Source organism: Cryobacterium sp. Hh11 (genome assembly GCF_004404045.1).
GTDB classification, from domain to species: Bacteria; Actinomycetota; Actinomycetes; order Actinomycetales; family Microbacteriaceae; genus Cryobacterium; species Cryobacterium levicorallinum.
The window spans coordinates 138,725-156,008 of the sequence record NZ_SOHF01000020.1 but is presented as its reverse complement, the minus strand read 5'-3'; the positions used below and the strand labels follow the sequence as shown (position 1 = coordinate 156,008).

Below are 17,284 nucleotides of genomic sequence, written 5' to 3'. Positions count from 1 at the left end.
CCCACATGAGGCCGGGAAGCACTGCGGCTTTCCGCACCTTTGGGGTACGTATAGATACATTACGGCCAGACCACCCACCCGTCAAAACGCCCCCCACCCGGGCGTGTCGCACCGCCAGGCGTCGAGACACGGGCCAAAACGGCCCCACTCCTCGACCAGCGAGAACCACGAACCCGCTCCCCGACTCGACGACCGGGCCCACCTTACGGAACCGGGCCCACGATAGAACATGGGCCCGCTTTCCGGGCCCGGGCCCCGAACATATCCATGGATGGACCGACCGGGGTTGGCTGCGAGTGACGGGGCCGGGCGGGGTGCCACACCCCACTGGAGACGGCTAAGTCGCGGGGGCCTCGGCGACGAAGAGCTCGCTCACGGAGTTGTAGTACTGGTCGGTTCTCCCCTTGTGCGTCAGACCGATGCGCAGGCAGACCCGTTGCGACGGACGATTGCTCGGGGTGGTCACGGCCACCACCCGCTCGAGTCCCGTCTTCCACCCTTCGGCCAGTACAGCGGATGCCGCCTCGGTCGCGTAGCCGTGGTGCCACGCGTTCGGGTGAAAGTGCCAGCCGATCTCGGTATCCCCCGACGGTTCAAGCGGCGTGACCGGGCTCGAAGCTGGGATCGACTTGAGCAGCAGGTTCCCGAAGATTTCGCCGGTGTCAGCATCCGTTACGGCCCTGATGGCGTGAATGGGGTGTTCCATTCCCTGCCACCGGGTGATCACGGCGATCGCCTCGGCGCGGTCGGTCATCACCCGCGGATGCAACCCGATGTGTTGCTGCACGGACCACAACGAGTACAACCCGAAGACGAAGTCGGTGTCATCGAGGGTCCAGGGGCGCAGCAGCAGGCGTTCGGTTCGAAGAGTGTCCACGTCGACATCTTGCCACCCACACCTGCCCGACCCCTGCACCGAGCTCGCGCCTCGAGACAGCTACTCGACGAAAATGCCGGCGAGCGTCTTCTTGCCGCGACGTAGTACAGCCACTCCGCCAGGAAGCACCGATCCTTCGATGGTCAGGTCGACGCTCGTGACCTTCTCGTTGTTCAGGTAGACCCCGCCCTGCTGCACCGCGCGGCGCGCGTCACCGAGACTCTTCGACAATTCCGTGTCGACGAGCAGCTGCAATACGGTGGCGTGCGGCGCCGTCGTGGTGTGCGGAAGTTCGCGCAGCGCGGCCTCGAGGGTATCGGGGTCGAGTTCGGCAAGGTCGCCCTGGCCGAACAGCGCCTCGGCGGCGTGGATGGCAGCATCCGTCGCCGCCTGGCCGTGCACGAGGCTGGTTACCTCGAGGGCGAGTCGGCGCTGCGCTTCCCGGCGGAACGGTTCGTTTTCGACAAGCTCGGCGAACCGATCGATTTCGATCCGTGACAGAAACGTGAACACCTTGAGCCGAAAAACCACGTCGGCATCGTCAGTGTTGAGCCAGAACTGGTAAAAGGCGTAGGGGCTCGTCAGGTTGGGGTCGAGCCAGACCGCGTTGCCCTCACTCTTGCCGAATTTGGTGCCGTCGCTGTTGGTGATGAGCGGCGTGCCGATCGCGTGCACGCTGCCGCTTTCGGCCCGACGGATGAGATCGGTTCCGCTCGTGAGATTGCCCCACTGATCGCTGCCACCGGTCTGCAACACACAGTTGTAGCTGCGGAACAGTTCGAGGTAGTCCAGGCCCTGCAGAATCTGGTAGCTGAATTCGGTGTAGCTGATGCCGGCATCAGAATTTAGCCGCGCGCTGACAGCATCCTTTTTGAGCATCGTGCCGACGCGGTAGTATTTGCCGATTTCGCGCAGAAAATCGATCGCGGAAAGCGGTGCGGTCCAGTCCAGGTTGTTCACCAGGGTGACGGCGTTATCGCCCTCTGAGCTCAAGAACCGCGAAACCTGGGCCTGCAGGTAGCCGACCCATTCTGCGACGGTATCGGTCGGGGTCAGCGTGCGCTCGGCGGTCGGGCGCGGATCCCCGATGAGTCCGGTGGATCCGCCGACCAGTCCAAGCGGATGATGCCCGGCCAGCTGCAGGCGCCGCATTAGCAGCAGCTGCACGAGATTGCCGAGGTGCAGGCTTGGCGCGGTCGGGTCGAATCCGCAGTAGTAGGTGATGGGACCGCCAACGAGCAGCGCTTTGAGCTCGGTCTCGTCGGTGGAGACGTGCACGAGGCCGCGCCAGTTGATCTCCTCCCAGACAGAATCGAAAGAGGGATCGTTGGTCTGCTGGGCGAGGATGGTGGGGTCTGACACGCGTTCAGATTACCAGCCGTGGCGGCCTCGACGAGTTGCGGGCGGCATCCGCCCGTCTCGAAGAGCAATTTAGCCTAAAACCTATATCTCATTTGATTTAGCCTGTGACCTGAATTATGCTGAATGCAGGACGGAGCCTCAGCCCATGTTTGTCATCACCGCTGACCAGATTGACAGCCGCAACGATCACGATCGAGCGCGGGAGATGATCGCGCGACTCGTGGACCAGAGCTCGCACGCATTCAGTCTGCCGCCCGACCAGACGGCGGGCGATGAGATCCAATTGCTTGTCTCGACGGCCCGGCCGACGCTCGACGCCCTTCTCACGCTGCACCGTTCCGGCCACTGGAGCGTCGGACTCGGGGTGGGCACCGTACGCACTCCCCTGCCGGCGTCGACCCGGCAGGCCACCGGTGGCGCGTTCATCGCAGCCCGCGAGGCCGTGCTTCGGGCCAAGAAGACCGAGGCGCACTTTGCGCTCGACGTCGGTCAAGTGGATGCCGCAGCCCCCGGCATCGAGGCACTCCTCACCATGCTCCTGCTGCTGCGTCAACGCCGCTCCCCGCAGGGCTGGCAGGCCGGTGATCTGTTCGAAAGCGGACTGGCCCAGACCGACATCGCGGACAGGCTCGGCATCACCACCGGGGCGGTGAGCCAGCGGCTCAAAGCGGCGCAGTACCGGGTCGAGCAGGCCGCACGGCCGGCGTTGGTTAGGCTGCTAGAGCAACTCGATGCTGGCCCGACCACCGGCCCGAACGAAACGGAACCCGCATGACTTTCACCGTTCTCACGTTTCTATACTGGGTCGCCCTACTCCTGGTCACCCTCGCCGCGCTCACCAGCGCCGCGATCGCCTTCAAGTTGCATCGGCAGCTCTACGCCGTCGCCGCCATCGCTGGACTGGCCGTCTCGCTGGTGTTGGCCGCTGTCCCCGTCGGGCCCGGCCCGAGCGCTTTCGGCATTGTGCTCGGCATGCTCGCCCTGGCCCTCGCCGTCATCGGCGGCGGCCCCGCCGCGGTACTCGCCCTCGATCTCGCCACCAACAACTCGGTGCCGCCGGGCCAGCACGGTGGAATCATGGTTCTGAACGCCGGAAAACCGGCCCCGACCATGGCCGGGATCAGTGATCCGGAGACCCACGAGGTGCTGCGCGGGGGTGTGACCATCGGCATCCTGGAACGTCTCGCCGTGGCCGGCGCTATCCTGGCTGGCTTCCCCGAGGCCATCGCCGTCGTCGTTGCCATCAAGGGTGTCGGCCGGTTCACCGAGCTGGCCGCGGCGGAATCGCGTGAGCGGTTCATCATCGGCACCCTGTCAAGCCTCACCTGGGCCTGTGCCTGCGCTGCCCTCGTGCCGATGGCACTGGTCTAGCGCCGCTCTTTTCGACGGCCTGAACGGATGCCTCCCCCCGGCATCCAAAACCACCACGGGGACACGATTCCACGCGCCAACCCCACTGACTCGTCAGCCGGGCTGGACGCGTTCGGCACGGTTACCGGCTGAGCGCCGCCGTCAAGTCGCGTACCCGGTTGACCAAGTGGGCCCGCTGCTCGGCGACGCGCACCGGCGCGGTTCCGCCGGCGCCGTCGCGGCTGTCGACCGATCCGCGGATGGTGAGCACCTCGCGCACCTCCGGAACGAGGTGCGGCGAAATCGCCAGCAGCGCCGCGTCGTCGACCTCGTGCAGGTCGAGTCCGTTCGTCTCGGCGAACTTCACCAGCGAACCGGTGATCTCGTGCGCATCACGGAACGAAACGTGGCGTTTGACCAGCCATTCGGCGACATCCGTGGCGAGGGAGAACCCCTGCGGCGCGAGCTCGGCCATCCGCTCGGTGTGGAAGGTGAGGGTCGCGACCATGCCGGTGAAGGCGGGCAACAGTACTTCAAGGGTCTGGATCGAGTCGAAGACCGGCTCTTTGTCTTCCTGCAGGTCGCGGTTGTAGGCGAGCGGCAGGCCCTTGAGCGTGGTGAGCAGCCCGGTGAGGTTGCCGATCATGCGGCCCGACTTGCCGCGAGCGAGCTCGGCGATGTCTGGATTCTTCTTCTGCGGCATGATCGAGGACCCGGTGGAATAGGCGTCGTCGAGGGTGACGAACCCGAATTCGCGGGTGTTCCAGAGAATGATCTCTTCGGCCAGCCGCGACATGTCGATGCCGATTTGCGCGGTGATGTAGGCGAATTCGGCGACCAGGTCGCGGCTCGCGGTGCCGTCGATGGAATTCTCAACCACGGCGGCGAAGCCCAGGTCGACGGCGACGAGATGCGCGTCGAGACCGAGGGTATTGCCGGCCAGGGCGCCGGAACCGTAGGGGGACGCATCCGCTCGCCGGCCCCAGTCCGCGAAGCGGTCGAGGTCGCGTACCAGCGGCCAGCAATGCGCCAGCAGGTGGTGGGCGAGCAGCACCGGCTGGGCGTGCTGCAGGTGGGTGCGGCCGGGCATGATGGCCCCGGAGTGCGCTTCGGCCTGAGCGGCGAGGGCGTCGATCAGTTCGATGACGAGGGAGGCGAGAATGGCGGCGTGGTCGCGCAGCCACATGCGCACAAGCGTTGCGACCTGGTCATTGCGGCTGCGGCCGGCGCGAAGTTTGCCGCCCACCTCGACGCCGATAATGTCGATGAGGCCACGCTCGAGGGCGGAGTGTACGTCTTCATCGGCTTCGGCTGGCAGAAATTCGCCGGTCACGACGGCGCGCTCGAGTTCTTCGAGCGCGCCGACCATCTGGGTCAATTCGGTGTCGGTGAGATATCCGGCGGCGGCGAGGGCCCTGGCGTGCGCGCGGCTGCCCTGCAGGTCGTATTCGGCCAGCATCCAGTCGAACTGGGTCGACTTGCTCAGCCGTGCCAGTTCCGGCGACGGTCCCCCGGCGAAACGGCCGCCCCAGAGGGCACCAGCTCGGCCGGCGCGGTTTTTCTCACTCGACACGGATGCCCTACTTCGCGGCGGCGTCGCGGCGTGCGGCGACCTTGCTCGGCAGGCTCCACAGCTCGATGAAGCCCTTGGCCATGGTCTGGTCGAAGGAGTCGCCGGTGTCGTAGGTGGCGAGGTTGAAGTCGTACAGGCTGGTCGTGCTCGAACGCCCCGTGACGACGGCAGTGCCGGCGTGCATTTTCAAACGGATGTCGCCGGTCACGTACTTCTGAGTGTCCTCGATGAACACGTCGAGGCTCTTCTTCAGGCCGGAGAACCACAGGCCGTCGTAGACGAGCTCGGCCCATTTGCTCTCGACGCCGCGCTTGTAGCGGGCGACGTCACGTTCGACGGTCATGTTCTCGAGCTCTTCGTGGGCGGCGATGAGCGCCATTCCCGCGGGGGCTTCGTAGATTTCACGGCTCTTAATGCCGACCAGACGGTCCTCGACGATGTCGATGCGACCGACACCCTGGTCGCCGGCGAGACGGTTCATGAGCTGGATCATCTGCAGCGGGGTGACCTTCTTGCCGTCGATGGCGACGGGCACACCCTGCTCGAAGGAGATGACGACCTCGGTCGGGGCGCGGGTGATCGACGGGTCCTGCGTGTAGGTGTAGAGGTCTTCGATCGGCGCGTTCCACGGATCTTCGAGGAATCCGGTCTCGACGGCGCGACCCCAGACGTTCTGGTCGACCGAGTACGGGCTCTTCTTGGACTGCACGATGGGCAGGTCGTGCTTGGCGGCGTACTCGATGGCTTTGTCGCGGGTCAGCGCGAAGTCGCGCACCGGGGCGAGCGAGGTCAGCTCGGGGGCGAGCGCGGCGACGGCGGCTTCGAATCGAACCTGGTCGTTGCCCTTGCCGGTGCAGCCGTGGGCGACGCTGTCGGCGCCGAGTTCCTTGGCTGTGGAGGCGAGGTACTTGGCGATCAGCGGGCGGCTGATGGCCGAGACCAGCGGATAACGCTTCTGGTACAGGGCGTTGGCCTTGAGGGTCGGAATGATGTAGTCGTTGGCGAACTCGTCCTTGGCGTCGATGACGATGGATTCGACGGCGCCGCAGTCGAGGGCGCGCTGACGGATCACGTCCATGTCTTCGCCCTCCTGTCCGACGTCGACGGCGAGGGCTACAACCTCTTTGCCGGTGGCATCTTTGAGCCAGCCGATGCCGACCGAGGTATCCAGTCCGCCCGAGTATGCGAGTACAACGCGTTCCGCCATGGTTCTCCCTAAAATCTTGATCTGTCTAAAGTTTACGTGCTGTGACGCGGCCCCCCGGTCGCCCGGTCAGAAAGCATGAGAGCGGATGGCCGCGCTCGGGTCGGTCAGGCCGCGTTGTGGGCGAGCAGCCAGACCAACAGCGCCTTCTGGGCGTGCAGGCGGTTCTCCGCCTCGTCCCAGATGATGCTCTGCGGGCCGTCGATGACGTCGGCGGTCACCTCGTAGCCGCGGTCGGCCGGCAGGCAGTGCATGAAGTGCGCGCCCGGCTTGGCCAGGCTCATCAGTTCCGCGTCGACCCGGTACCGGCCGAGGTCGCCGAGGCGCGCGGCCTTCTCCTCTTCCTTACCCATCGACACCCAGGTATCGGTGATGACCACATCGACACCGGTGACGGCCTCGCGCGGGTCGGTGAACAGCGCGACCGAGCCGCCGGTCTGGGCGGCGATGGCGGTCGCATCCGCTACAACCTGATCGGTGGGGGTGTACCCGACCGGCGACGCGATACGCACGTGCATCCCCGCTGTCGCGCCGGCGAGCAGGTAGGACTGGCCCATGTTGCAGGCGCCGTCGCCGAGAAAGGCGAGGGTCTGGCCGGCCAAGTCGCCGCGGTGTTCCCGGATGGTGAGCAGGTCGGCGAGCAGCTGGCAGGGGTGAAAATCATCGCTGAGCGCGTTGATGACCGGCACGGTGGTACCGAGCGCCATTTCTTCGAGTCCGGCCTGACCGTAGGTGCGCCAGACGATTGCGGCGACCTGGCGTTCCAGCACGCGAGCGGTGTCGGCGGCGGTTTCCTTGCCGCCGAGCTGGCTGTTCGCGGTGCTGATGATGAGCGGGCTGCCGCCGAGGTCGGCGATGCCGACGGCGAAGGACACCCGGGTGCGGGTCGAAGACTTGTCGAAAATGACCGCGACCGTCTGCGGGCCATTGAGCGGGCGCACCGCGAATCGGTCTCGCTTCAGCTCCAGGGCCAGGTCGAGAATCTCGGCTTGTTCGGCCGGGGAGATGTCGTCGTCGCGCAGGAAATGGCGGGTCACGGTGTCACTTTCGGTTGGAATGCTTTTAGCGGGCAAGCGGATGCCGCTCCAGCGGCCCCGCACGGTTCCCAGCAAGCACAGAGGGATTCGTCCAGCCTAGAGGCTGGCCAGGGCTCGCCCGAACCGGTCCTGGAAGTCGGCGATTTCGGTGTCACCCACGATCAGCGGTGGGGCGATTCGAATGCTGGTCTCATTGGCGGCGTTGACGATCAGGCCCTCGGCCAAAGCGGCAGCTCCCAGCTTCAACGCAACCGGTTCGGTCAGGCCGATGCCGAGCAGCAGTCCGCGCCCACGCACTTCCTCGATCCAGGGAGACTTGAAACCGAGAATGATCTCGCGCAGCTGCTGGCCCCTTAAGGTGGCGTTGGCGGCGAGATCGTCGCGTTCGATCACGCCGAGCACCGCGTTCGCGGTCGCGGTCACCAGCGGATTCCCGGCGAAGGTCGAGCCGTGCTGGCCACGGCGAAACAGCTCGGAGGCCCAGCCAAAGGTGACCAGCGCACCAATGGGAACACCGCCGCCCATCCCTTTGGCGATGGTGACAGCATCCGGAAGAATATCGGCGTGGTTGTAGGCGAACCAGGCGCCGGAACGCGCGATGCCGGTCTGGATCTCATCGAGGATGAGCAGCACACCGTGCTCGGTGCACAGCTCCCGCGCACGCTTCAGATAGCCATCGGGCAGGTCGATGACGCCGGCCTCGCCCTTGACCGGTTCGAGAAACAGTGCGGCGACGGTGTTGTCGATGGTCGCTTCGAGTGCCTTGATCGTGCTGTCGATGTGTTCGACGCCGCCGGGAACCGGTTCGAAGGCCTCGCGCATGTGCGGTTTTCCGGAGAGCGCGAGGGCTCCCATGGTGCGACCGTGGAAGGAGTCGTGCAGCGAAATAATGCGGTTACGGTGGCCCTTATTGTTGAGGCGGGCCAGTTTGAACGCGGCCTCGTTGGCCTCGGCACCGGAGTTGCAGAAGTAAACCCGACCTTCGTCGCCGGCGCCGGTGATGCGCTTGAGACGTTCGGCCAGTTCGATCTGCGGCGGCGTGGCGAAATAGTTGGAGACGTGGCTGATCGTGCCGATCTGCTTCGTGACGGCGGCGACGACCTCGGGGTGGGCGTGGCCGAGCGAGTTCACGGCGATGCCGGCCAGAAAGTCGAGGTACTGGGTGCCTTTTTCGTCCCAGACATAGCAGCCCTCACCGCGCACGAGCATGGCCAGCGGCGGGCTGAAGGTTTTCATCATCGCATCGGCGAAACGGTCTTGCCAGGGATGTTGAGTCATGCGGGTACTACCTCCGTGCCGATGCCGCTTCCAGTAAAAATTTCGAGCAGGATCGAGTGCGGCACTCGCCCGTCGATGATCGCGGCCTTGGCGACGCCGCCGTCGACGGCGTCGAGGCAGGCGGTCATTTTGGGGATCATGCCCGATTCCAGCTGCGGAAGCAGACCGCGCAGCTCGACCACGTCGATGATCGACACCAGCGAATCCCGGTTCGGCCAGTCTCGGTACAGCCCGGCGACGTCGGTGAGAATCACGAGCTTCGCCGCGCCGAGCGCGATCGCGAGTGCGGCAGCAGCAGCGTCGGCGTTGACGTTGAGGGACTGGCCGGGGACATCCGTATCGGGGGCGATCGACGAGACCACCGGGATGCGGCCTGCCGCGAGCTGGGCGAGCACCGCTTCGGGGTCGACGTCGATGACGTCGCCGACCAGTCCGAGGTCGACTTCTTCGCCGTCGATGACCACGCCGCGGCGTCTTCCGCGGAACAGGCCGGCGTCTTCGCCGGACAGTCCGGCGGCGAGCGGACCGTGCTGGTTGATGTGGCTGACCAGGTCGCGGTTGATCTGGCCGGTGAGCACCATGCGCACCACGTCCATCGCTTCGGGCGTGGTCACCCGGTAGCCGCCGCGAAACTCGCTCTCGATGCCGAGGCGCTTGAGCATGGCCGAGATTTGCGGGCCGCCGCCGTGCACGACGACCGGGCGAATTCCGGCGTAGCGCAGGTAGACCATGTCCTCAGCGAAGGCACCTTGCAGCTCTTCGCTGACCATGGCGTTGCCGCCGAATTTCACGACGATGATCTGGTCGTGAAAGCGTTTGAGCCAGGGCAGCGCTTCGATCAGCGTCGCCGCTTTAACGGATGCTTCGGCCTGGCTGGTTTCGTCTGCGTGGGTGATGTCGGTCATATTCAGCTCGAGTACGCGCTGTTCTCTTCGACGTAATCGTGGGTGAGGTCGTTGGTCCACAGCGTGGCCGTTTCACTACCCGCGTGCAGGTCGATCAATACAGTCACGGCGCGGCCCGAGAGGTCGACGAGTTCGCGCGGCTGGTCGGGCTCCCCCGCTGTGCAGACCTGCACACCGTTGATGGCGACATCGATGCCGTAGGGGTCGAATGCGGCGTCCTGAACCGGTACCGTTCCGACGGCGGCGAGCACGCGGCCCCAGTTGGGGTCGTTGCCGAAGATGGCCGACTTGAACAGGTTGCTACGCGAGACAGCACGGGCCACAGTGACGGCTTCGTCGTCGGAGACGGCGTTGGTGACCGTGATCGCCACGTCGTGCGCGGCGCCCTCGGCGTCACCCTGCAGCTGCAGGACCAGGTCGCGGCAGGTGTCGGTGAGCGCTTTGCTGAATTCCGCGTGGTCGGTGGGGACGGCACTCGCCCCGGAGCAGAGCAGGCTCACGGTGTCGTTGGTCGACATGCAGCCATCGGAATCGAGGCGGTCGAAAGTGACCCGGGTCGCCGCGCGGAGCGCAGTGTCGAGGTCGGTCGAGCTGAGCACGGCGTCGGTCGTGATGACGACGAGCATCGTGGCCAGTCCCGGCGCGAGCATACCGGCCCCCTTGGCCATTGCGCCAATGCTCCAGCCGTGAGGCGAGGTGTGTGAGGCCTGCTTCGGGCGAGTGTCGGTGGTCATGATCGCCTGCGCGGCCAGGAGGCCTGCTTCGGGCGTGGTGGCGGCATCCGTTTTGATGGCGAGGGTAGCGTCCCAGACGCCGGCGGTGACGAGGTCGAGGTCGAGCTGTTCTCCGATCAGCCCGGTGGAGCAGACCAGTACGTCACCGGAGGAGATGTCGAGGCGCGTGGCGACCGCTTCGGCGGTGGCATGGGTGGTCTGGAAGCCGATGCTGCCGGTATAACAGTTGGCACCGCCCGAGTTGAGCACGATCGCGCTGACCCGGCCGTCGCTCATGACCTGGGTGCTCCAGATGACGGGGTTAGCCTGGCAGCGGTTGCTCGTGAACACGGTCGCGGCGTTCTGCAGCGGACCGAGATTTTGCACGAGGGCGAGGTCGAGCCCGCCGGACTTTTTCAGGCCGGCGGTGACACCGGCAGCAGCAAAACCGGCGGGAAGGGTGACACTCACGGAGCAACTCCATTCAGGGTCAGACCGAGCGTTTCGGTCAGGCCCAGGGCAATGTTGGCGGATTGGATGGCAGCGCCTGCGGTGCCCTTAACAAGATTATCGATGGCGGTGATCGTGACAACCCGGCCGGCTGCTACGTCGACGGCCAGGCCGATCAGGGCGGTGTTCGCGCCAAGAACGTCAGCCGTGCGCGGAAAGTGCCCCTCGGGCAGCAGGTGCACGAACGGTTCGTCGGCGTAGGCGCTCTGCCAGGCGGCGCGCACGGCCGCGGCGCTGGTGCCCGGCACAATTCGAGCGGTCGCGGTGGCGAGGATACCGCGGGCCATCGGCACAATCACCGGGGTGAACGAGATGGTGGCGTTGGTTTCAGAGCCGGCCCAGCGCAACGACTGCACGATCTCGGGAATGTGCCGGTGGGTGCCGCCGACGGCGTAGGGGTTGGCCGAGCCGAGGATCTCAGCCGCGAGGTTGGGTAGCTTCAGGCTCTTGCCGGCGCCGCTCGGGCCGACGGCGAGCACCGCGACGAGGTCCTGCGCCTCGATCACGCCGGCCTGGATGCCGGGAGCCAGGGCGAGGGCGACCGTGCTGGCGTTGCAACCGGGGGCGGCGATGCGGCGGGCACCGACCAGTCGGTCGCGCTGCTTGCCGGTGCCGATCAGCAGTTCGGGTACGCCGTAGCTCCAGGCGCCGAAGTAGTCGCCGCCGTAGAACGCGGCCCAGTCGTCGGGGTTCTCGAGGCGATGGTCGGCGCCGCAGTCGATGACGAGGGTGTCGGCCGGCAGGTGCGCGGTCAGCTCGCCGGATTTTCCGTGCGGCAGGGCGACGAAGACGACGTCATGCCCGCTGAGGTTTTGCGGGGTCGTATCGACCAGGGTCAGGTGGGCGAGGGAACGCAGCGATGGTTGCACATCGATGAGGAGCTGCCCGGCATTGCTGTGCGCGGTGACCGTGCGCACCTCGAATTCGGGGTGTCCGGCGAGCAGCCGCAGCAGTTCGCCGCCTGCATACCCGCTCGCGCCCGCCACTGCCACCGAAAAAACCATGGGTTAAACCTAGCGCGGCCCCGGCGGCCCCGGTTCCGCATCGGCGCGCGGCGTCATGCGCGAGTTCGGTGCGGTCCCGGCCGCATCCGAACGCTGCACCTCGCAGCCCGTACAGCGGATGCCGCGGGCCGACCCCGCAGGGTCGGGCCGCGGCATCCGCTCACCAGCGTTTACTCGCGCAGGGTCGCACCGAACCGGTCGGCCGCGAGAGCGACACCGGCGAGGCGCGCAGCGCTGGCTTCGGCAGCGGTCAGCGTGCGTTCCTCGCCGCGAAAACGCAGCGCGAAGGTGAGTGATTTCTGGCCGGGTTCGACTCCGGCACCGCGGTAGTCATCGACCAGTTCGATGCTCTCGAGCAGGTCACCGGCGCCCTCCGCCACGGACGCACGCAGGTCAGCAGCCGGCACGGAGGCCGCCACGACGAGCGAGAGGTCCTGGGTGGCGGCGGGCATCGTGCGGATCGGCGTGACCGTATTGATGACTCCGGTCTGCGCGAAGACGAGCGCGAGGTTAATCTCTGCGACGGCGACGACTGCGGGCAGGTCGTAGTCGTCGGCTACCGCGGGCAGCAATTCGCCGGCAAATCCGACCGACACCGTGACGGCGGTGCCCGGAGCAGCGACGAACAGTTCGGCGGTGCGCCCGGGGTGCATCGCCGGGTGCCGACCCTGACGAACCTCGATGCGTACCCCGGTGGCCAGCGCCACCTGCTGCACGGCGGCCAGCGCCGACTGCCAGCCGGCGGCGACGGCAGCCTGGCCCGGCTGGTGCCGCACGTCGTTGCCGATGAGAACGACGCCGACCAGAAGCGGCTGCGGCACAATTCCCGCGTTCAGCGCCGCCTCATCCTGCGTGCTCGGTCGTGCGGCCCCGGCGGGAAGCACAGCCATGCCGTAGCTCACCCCGGCCACGGGCCGAAAGACCAGGCCCTGCTCGTAGATGGCCACATCGACCAGCCCGCGAGAACGGTTGCGGTGCGCGATCTGCAGCATTCCGGGCAGGATCGAGGTGCGCAAGTACGGCGCCTCACCGTCGAGCGGGTTGGCGACCTTCATCTGGGGCACCGCGATCGGGGCAGCGGATGCCGCAGCACCGTCGGTGTTGTCAGCATCCGTCTGCGACGGCTCGACGGCCATACCGAACAGGTTGTTCGCCTGCTCGGAGACGAACGGATAGGTCAGCACCTCACTGTGGCCGGTGGCGGCGAGGGTCTGCGCGACCGTGCGGCGCAGCGTCTGGGTGTGCGTCAGGCCGCGGCCGGGCGGCGCGACCGGCAGAACCGAGGGAATCTTGTCGTACCCGACAATGCGGGCGACCTCTTCGGCCAGGGTCCACTTGTCGGTGAGGTCGGGGCGCCAGCTCGGCGGAGTGACCTGCAGGTCGCCGTCGGCTTCCTCGAGGGAGGCACCGACGTCGACCAGGGCAGCACGCACCTCGTCCCCGGTGTAGGCAAAGCCGATCAGACCCGACACGAATCCGGTCGGCAGCAGAATCGGCTGTGCGGCCGGCGCCTCGTTGTAAACCGACCCGAGGTCGTCGGCAACTCCCCCGGCAAGTTCCACCAGCAGCTGCACCACGCGGGCGGCGGCAACGGCAGCAACCTGCGGGTCGACGCCGCGTTCGAACCGCTTGCTCGCCTCGCTGGGCAGCTTGTGGCGGCGGGCCGAGCGCGCAATGGACACCGGGTCGAAGTTGGCGGCCTCGACGAGCACATTGACGGTCTCCGAGCTGATCTCGGTGTTCGCCCCGCCCATCACTCCGGCCAGGCCTATTGGCCCGGATTCGTCGGTGATCAGCAGATCTTCGATGTTGAGCGTGCGGATGACGGCGTCGAGCGTGGTGAATTTCTCGCCGGCGGTCGCGCGTCGCACGATGATGCCGCCGGCCAGCTTGTCGAGGTCGTAGCCGTGCAGCGGCTGGCCGAGCTCGAACATCACGTAGTTGGTCACGTCGACTACGAGCGAGATCGAGCGGATGCCGACCAGCCCCAGCCGGGCGATCATCCAGGCCGGGGTTGGCCGGGTCGGGTCGACGCCGCGCACGACGCGGGTCACGAACACCGTCGCACCCGTCCGGTCCCGAATCGGGGCCTGGTCGTCGATCGTGACCGGGAACCGAGTCGTTGGGGCCGCCACGGTCAGCGCGAGTGCGGGGTCCCGAAACGGTACGCCGGTCGCGTGCGAATATTCGCGGGCGACGCCGCGAATGGAGAAGGCGTAGCCGCGGTCAGGCGTCACGTTGATCTCGACGGCGCTGTCGTCCAGGCCCAGCAGGGGGATGGCATCCGTTCCCACCGGGGCGTCGATGCCGAGCGATGACAGCAGCAGAATGCCGTCGTGCTCGTCGCCAAGGCCGAGTTCACGGGCCGAGGCGATCATGCCGTCGGAGACGTGGCCGTACGTTTTGCGGGCGGCGATCGGAAACGGTCCCGGCAGCGAGGCGCCGGGCAGGGTCACAACGACCTTGTCGCCGACGGCGAAGTTGTGCGCGCCACAGATAATGCCGTGCACCGCCGGGCCGCCGTCGGCGGCGAGTTCGCCCTCGGGGGCTACGCGCACCTGGCACCAGTTAATGGTCTTGCCGTTGCTCTGCTCTTCGCCGACGAATTCGAGTACCTCGCCGACCACGATCGGGCCGGACACCTCGAAGCGGTGGATCTCTTCTTCTTCGAGGCCGACACTGACAAGAGCGGCGTGCACGTCTTCCGGCGTCGTGCCGGGCGCGAGGTCGACGAATTCGCCGAGCCAGGACAGTGGTACCCGCATTAGATCGTCATCCCATACTGCTGGCTGAACCGGATATCGCCTTCGACCATGTCGTGCATGTCCTTTACGTCATTTCTAAACATCACTGCTCGTTCCACGCCGACGCCGAACGCGAACCCGGAGTACTCCTCGGGGTCGATTCCGGCGGAGCGCAGCACGTTGGGGTGCACCATGCCGCAGCCGCCCCACTCGATCCAGCGCGCGCCGTCCTTGAAGGTCGGGTGCCAGACGTCGAGCTCGGCGCTCGGTTCGGTGAACGGAAAGTAGTTCGGGCGCAGGCGTACCTTGGCTTCGGGGCCGAACAAGGCCTGCACGAAGTGGTCGAGCGTGCCGCGCAGGTTCGCCATGGTGAGGCCCTTGTCGATGGCGATGCCCTCGATCTGGTGGAACACCGGCGTGTGCGTCGCGTCGAGCTCGTCGGTGCGAAACACCCGTCCGGGTGCGACCACGTAGACCGGCAGCTCGCGGCTGAGCAATGCGCGCAGCTGCACGGGCGAGGTCTGCGTGCGCAAAACGAGGTGGGCATCCGTCGGTTCGACGAAGAAGGTGTCCTGCATGGCGCGGGCGGGGTGGTCTTCGTCGAAGTTGAGTCCGTCGAAGTTGAACCATTCGCTCTCGAGCTCCGGCCCTTCGGCGACTTCCCAGCCCATGGCCACAAACACGTCGGCGGCCCGTTCGGCCAGCAGTGAAATCGGATGCCGCGCCCCGGCTTTCCAAGCGGATGCCGCTGCCGTCACGTCCACCGTTTCGGCGAGCAGTCGGGCGGCGGCTTCAATCGCACCGATCTCGTCTTCGCGGGCGGTCAGCGCCTTCGTGACAGCGCCGCGGGCCTGGCCGACGAGCTTGCCGGCGGCGGCCTTCTGGTTGCCGGGCACGCTGCGCATGAGCGCGTTGAGCTTCGACAACGGCGACGACTCCCCCGCGTGCTCGCTGCGCACACGCTTGAGCGCGGCGGTAGTAGTGGCGGCAGCGATGGCGGCTAATGCCGCGTCAACCGCGGCGTTGACGGCGTCTTCGGAGATCAACGACTCTGCTGGATCGGCTGGTGTGGTGGGCTCTGGGGGAACGCTGGGAACAGACACAAGGCCCAAGTTTAGTGCGTGCTGAGGGTGGGCCCGCCCGGCGTGACCGGTCTGGCCGAGCCGGGGCGGGCATCCGCTGCCCGGATGTGCACGACGTCAAGCCGCTTCGTTGACCAGTTCCTGCGCCTTGATGTTCTTCGCCGGACCACGCTTGGTGCGCACCTCGACGAACTTTGCGATACCCGCGAGAATCAGGCAGAGCGAAATGTAAATGGTCGCCATCACAATGGTCGAGGGAATGATCGGTGAGCCGTAGTCGGGCTGTGCACCGTAGAACTTCGCAAGGTACAGAAGTTCCTGGTACGTGACGATGAAGCCGAGAGCGGTGTCCTTGAGCACGACCACGAGTTGCGACACGATGACCGGTGCCATCGCCCGCAGGGCCTGCGGCAGCAGGATCATGCGCATGACCTGCGTTTTACTCATGCCAATCGCATAGGCGGCTTCGGCCTGGCCCTTGGGAAGAGATTCGATGCCAGCCCGAAAGACTTCAGAGAGTACTGAACCGTTGTAGAGCGTGAGTCCGGTGACAACGGCGACGAAGGGGGTGACGAACGTGAATCCGAGAGGCGGCAGCCCGTAGTACATGATCATCATGAGGATGAGCAGGGGGATGGCCCGAAAAAGTTCTACGAATAGATAGGTCGGCACGCTGATCCATCGGTGCTTGGACACCCGCCCAACCAAAAGGAGAAGTCCAAGAATAAGGCTGAGCACCGCGGCGAGGCCGAACGCTTTGAGCGTTGCGAGCGTCGCCTCCAGAATTTTTGCATGCACGAATGGAATCGTGAACAGTTCCCATTTATCGGCTGTGAACTGGCCGGTTTCAAAGAATCGGTACAGAATGAACGCGAAGATTCCGACAACAACGACTGCGGTTACCGCACCGATGTAGCGGTGGCGTACTCGTGCGCGAGGGCCAGGAGCGTCAAACAGCACGTTACTCATCGCAGTACCTTCAAACGGTTTTCCAGTTTTCGCTGGACGAACGACAGAATCGCGACCAGAAGCACGAAGATCAGTGCTACCCAGAGCAGAACGACGATTGCAGGTTCGCCGCGCTCAGAGAGAGTGGCGCGAATGGCGCCGGACTCCGCAACCGAGAATCCGGCAGCGACCGTCGTGTTTTTGAGTAGGGCGATGAACACGCTCATCATGGGCGGAATGACCGCGCGAAAGGCTTGGGGCATCAGAATTTGCGACATGCTCTGACCGAAGGTGAGTCCGATAGCTCGTGCCGCTTCGGCCTGACCGAGCGGAACCGTGTTGATACCGGCGCGCAGCGTTTCGGCGACATACGTGGCCGTATAGAGACTGAGCGCAAAGATGGCCAGCGTGGTGTAGCTGACGCTGGGAAGATCCAGTTTCGGATAACCGAAGGCGAAGAAGAACATCAGTAGGGTCAGCGGGGTATTCCGCACCAGGTTCACGTAGCCGGTACCGACCGCGCGCATCGGGGCGACCGGGGAGACGCGCATGGCACCGACGACGGTACCGAGAATCAGGGCGAAGAGGGCGGACCAGAGGAACACCTGAATCGTCAAAGCGAACCCGTCGACGAAGACGTCGAGGTTATTGAGCAGGGTGTCCATGGTCCGAACCTCTCCTTTCGTTCTGGTTTAGT

15 protein-coding genes are annotated in these 17,284 nt (G+C 65.8%); 2 read left to right on the top strand and 13 right to left on the bottom strand.

Annotated elements, in window-relative coordinates:
- Positions 1 to 337: 337 nt before the first annotated feature.
- Positions 338 to 877 carry a GNAT family N-acetyltransferase gene (locus E3T46_RS10520; protein ID WP_134578513.1) on the bottom strand — a complete coding sequence of 180 codons (540 nt, stop codon included), beginning with the start codon at positions 875 to 877 and terminating at the stop codon, positions 338 to 340.
- Between the two features lie 60 nt (positions 878 to 937).
- Positions 938 to 2,239: a tyrosine--tRNA ligase gene (gene tyrS / locus E3T46_RS10515; RefSeq protein ID WP_134578512.1), complete on the bottom strand. Its 1,302-nt coding sequence runs from the start codon at positions 2,237 to 2,239 to the stop codon at positions 938 to 940.
- A gap of 145 nt (positions 2,240 to 2,384) precedes the next feature.
- Here tyrS and E3T46_RS10510 point away from each other — a divergent pair, with 145 nt between their 5' ends.
- Both E3T46_RS10510 and E3T46_RS10505 read left to right on the top strand, forming a co-directional pair.
- A complete protein-coding gene (locus E3T46_RS10510) occupies positions 2,385 to 3,014 on the top strand; it encodes a DNA-binding protein (RefSeq protein WP_134578511.1) in 630 nt (209 codons plus the stop codon).
- On the top strand, positions 3,011 to 3,610 hold the full coding sequence (locus E3T46_RS10505) for a hypothetical protein (RefSeq protein ID WP_134578510.1): 600 nt from the start codon (positions 3,011 to 3,013) through the stop codon (positions 3,608 to 3,610). Before E3T46_RS10510 ends, E3T46_RS10505 begins: the two co-directional genes overlap by 4 nt.
- A 121-nt stretch (positions 3,611 to 3,731) precedes the next feature.
- On the opposite strand, the gene argH is transcribed toward E3T46_RS10505, so the two are convergent.
- The 11 genes from argH to E3T46_RS10450 all read right to left on the bottom strand — a co-directional run bounded on the left by argH (position 3,732) and on the right by E3T46_RS10450 (position 17,252).
- Positions 3,732 to 5,162, bottom strand: coding sequence for an argininosuccinate lyase (gene argH, locus E3T46_RS10500; RefSeq protein WP_134472565.1), 1,431 nt, complete (start codon positions 5,160 to 5,162; stop codon positions 3,732 to 3,734).
- 7 nt (positions 5,163 to 5,169) lie between these two features.
- Complete coding sequence (locus E3T46_RS10495; RefSeq protein WP_134442387.1) at positions 5,170 to 6,369, bottom strand: argininosuccinate synthase; 1,200 nt, start codon at positions 6,367 to 6,369, stop codon at positions 5,170 to 5,172.
- 104 nt (positions 6,370 to 6,473) lie between these two features.
- The gene (gene argF / locus E3T46_RS10490; protein ID WP_134442389.1) at positions 6,474 to 7,403 is read right to left on the bottom strand and encodes an ornithine carbamoyltransferase; all 930 of its coding nucleotides are present in this window, start codon (positions 7,401 to 7,403) and stop codon (positions 6,474 to 6,476) included.
- Positions 7,404 to 7,499: 96 nt separating this feature from the next.
- Complete coding sequence (locus E3T46_RS10485) at positions 7,500 to 8,681, bottom strand: acetylornithine transaminase (RefSeq protein ID WP_134442391.1); 1,182 nt, start codon at positions 8,679 to 8,681, stop codon at positions 7,500 to 7,502.
- Positions 8,678 to 9,586, bottom strand: coding sequence for an acetylglutamate kinase (argB, locus tag E3T46_RS10480; RefSeq protein WP_134578509.1), 909 nt, complete (start codon positions 9,584 to 9,586; stop codon positions 8,678 to 8,680). Before argB ends, E3T46_RS10485 begins: the two co-directional genes overlap by 4 nt.
- A gap of 2 nt (positions 9,587 to 9,588) precedes the next feature.
- Positions 9,589 to 10,770 carry a bifunctional glutamate N-acetyltransferase/amino-acid acetyltransferase ArgJ gene (gene argJ, locus E3T46_RS10475; protein ID WP_092449830.1) on the bottom strand — a complete coding sequence of 394 codons (1,182 nt, stop codon included), beginning with the start codon at positions 10,768 to 10,770 and terminating at the stop codon, positions 9,589 to 9,591.
- Complete coding sequence (gene argC / locus E3T46_RS10470) at positions 10,767 to 11,813, bottom strand: N-acetyl-gamma-glutamyl-phosphate reductase (RefSeq protein ID WP_134578508.1); 1,047 nt, start codon at positions 11,811 to 11,813, stop codon at positions 10,767 to 10,769. The genes argJ and argC overlap by 4 nt, the downstream gene beginning before the upstream one ends.
- Positions 11,814 to 11,983: 170 nt before the next feature.
- A complete protein-coding gene (gene pheT, locus E3T46_RS10465) occupies positions 11,984 to 14,578 on the bottom strand; it encodes a phenylalanine--tRNA ligase subunit beta (protein WP_134578507.1) in 2,595 nt (864 codons plus the stop codon).
- Complete coding sequence (pheS, locus tag E3T46_RS10460) at positions 14,578 to 15,660, bottom strand: phenylalanine--tRNA ligase subunit alpha (protein WP_241980613.1); 1,083 nt, start codon at positions 15,658 to 15,660, stop codon at positions 14,578 to 14,580. The genes pheT and pheS overlap by 1 nt, the downstream gene beginning before the upstream one ends.
- 96 nt (positions 15,661 to 15,756) lie before the next feature.
- Positions 15,757 to 16,608: an amino acid ABC transporter permease gene (locus E3T46_RS10455; RefSeq protein ID WP_134578506.1), complete on the bottom strand. Its 852-nt coding sequence runs from the start codon at positions 16,606 to 16,608 to the stop codon at positions 15,757 to 15,759.
- Positions 16,605 to 17,252, bottom strand: a complete 648-nt coding sequence (locus tag E3T46_RS10450; RefSeq protein WP_134578505.1) for an amino acid ABC transporter permease — start codon at positions 17,250 to 17,252, stop codon at positions 16,605 to 16,607. The genes E3T46_RS10455 and E3T46_RS10450 overlap by 4 nt, the downstream gene beginning before the upstream one ends.
- Positions 17,253 to 17,284: the final 32 nt, after the last annotated feature.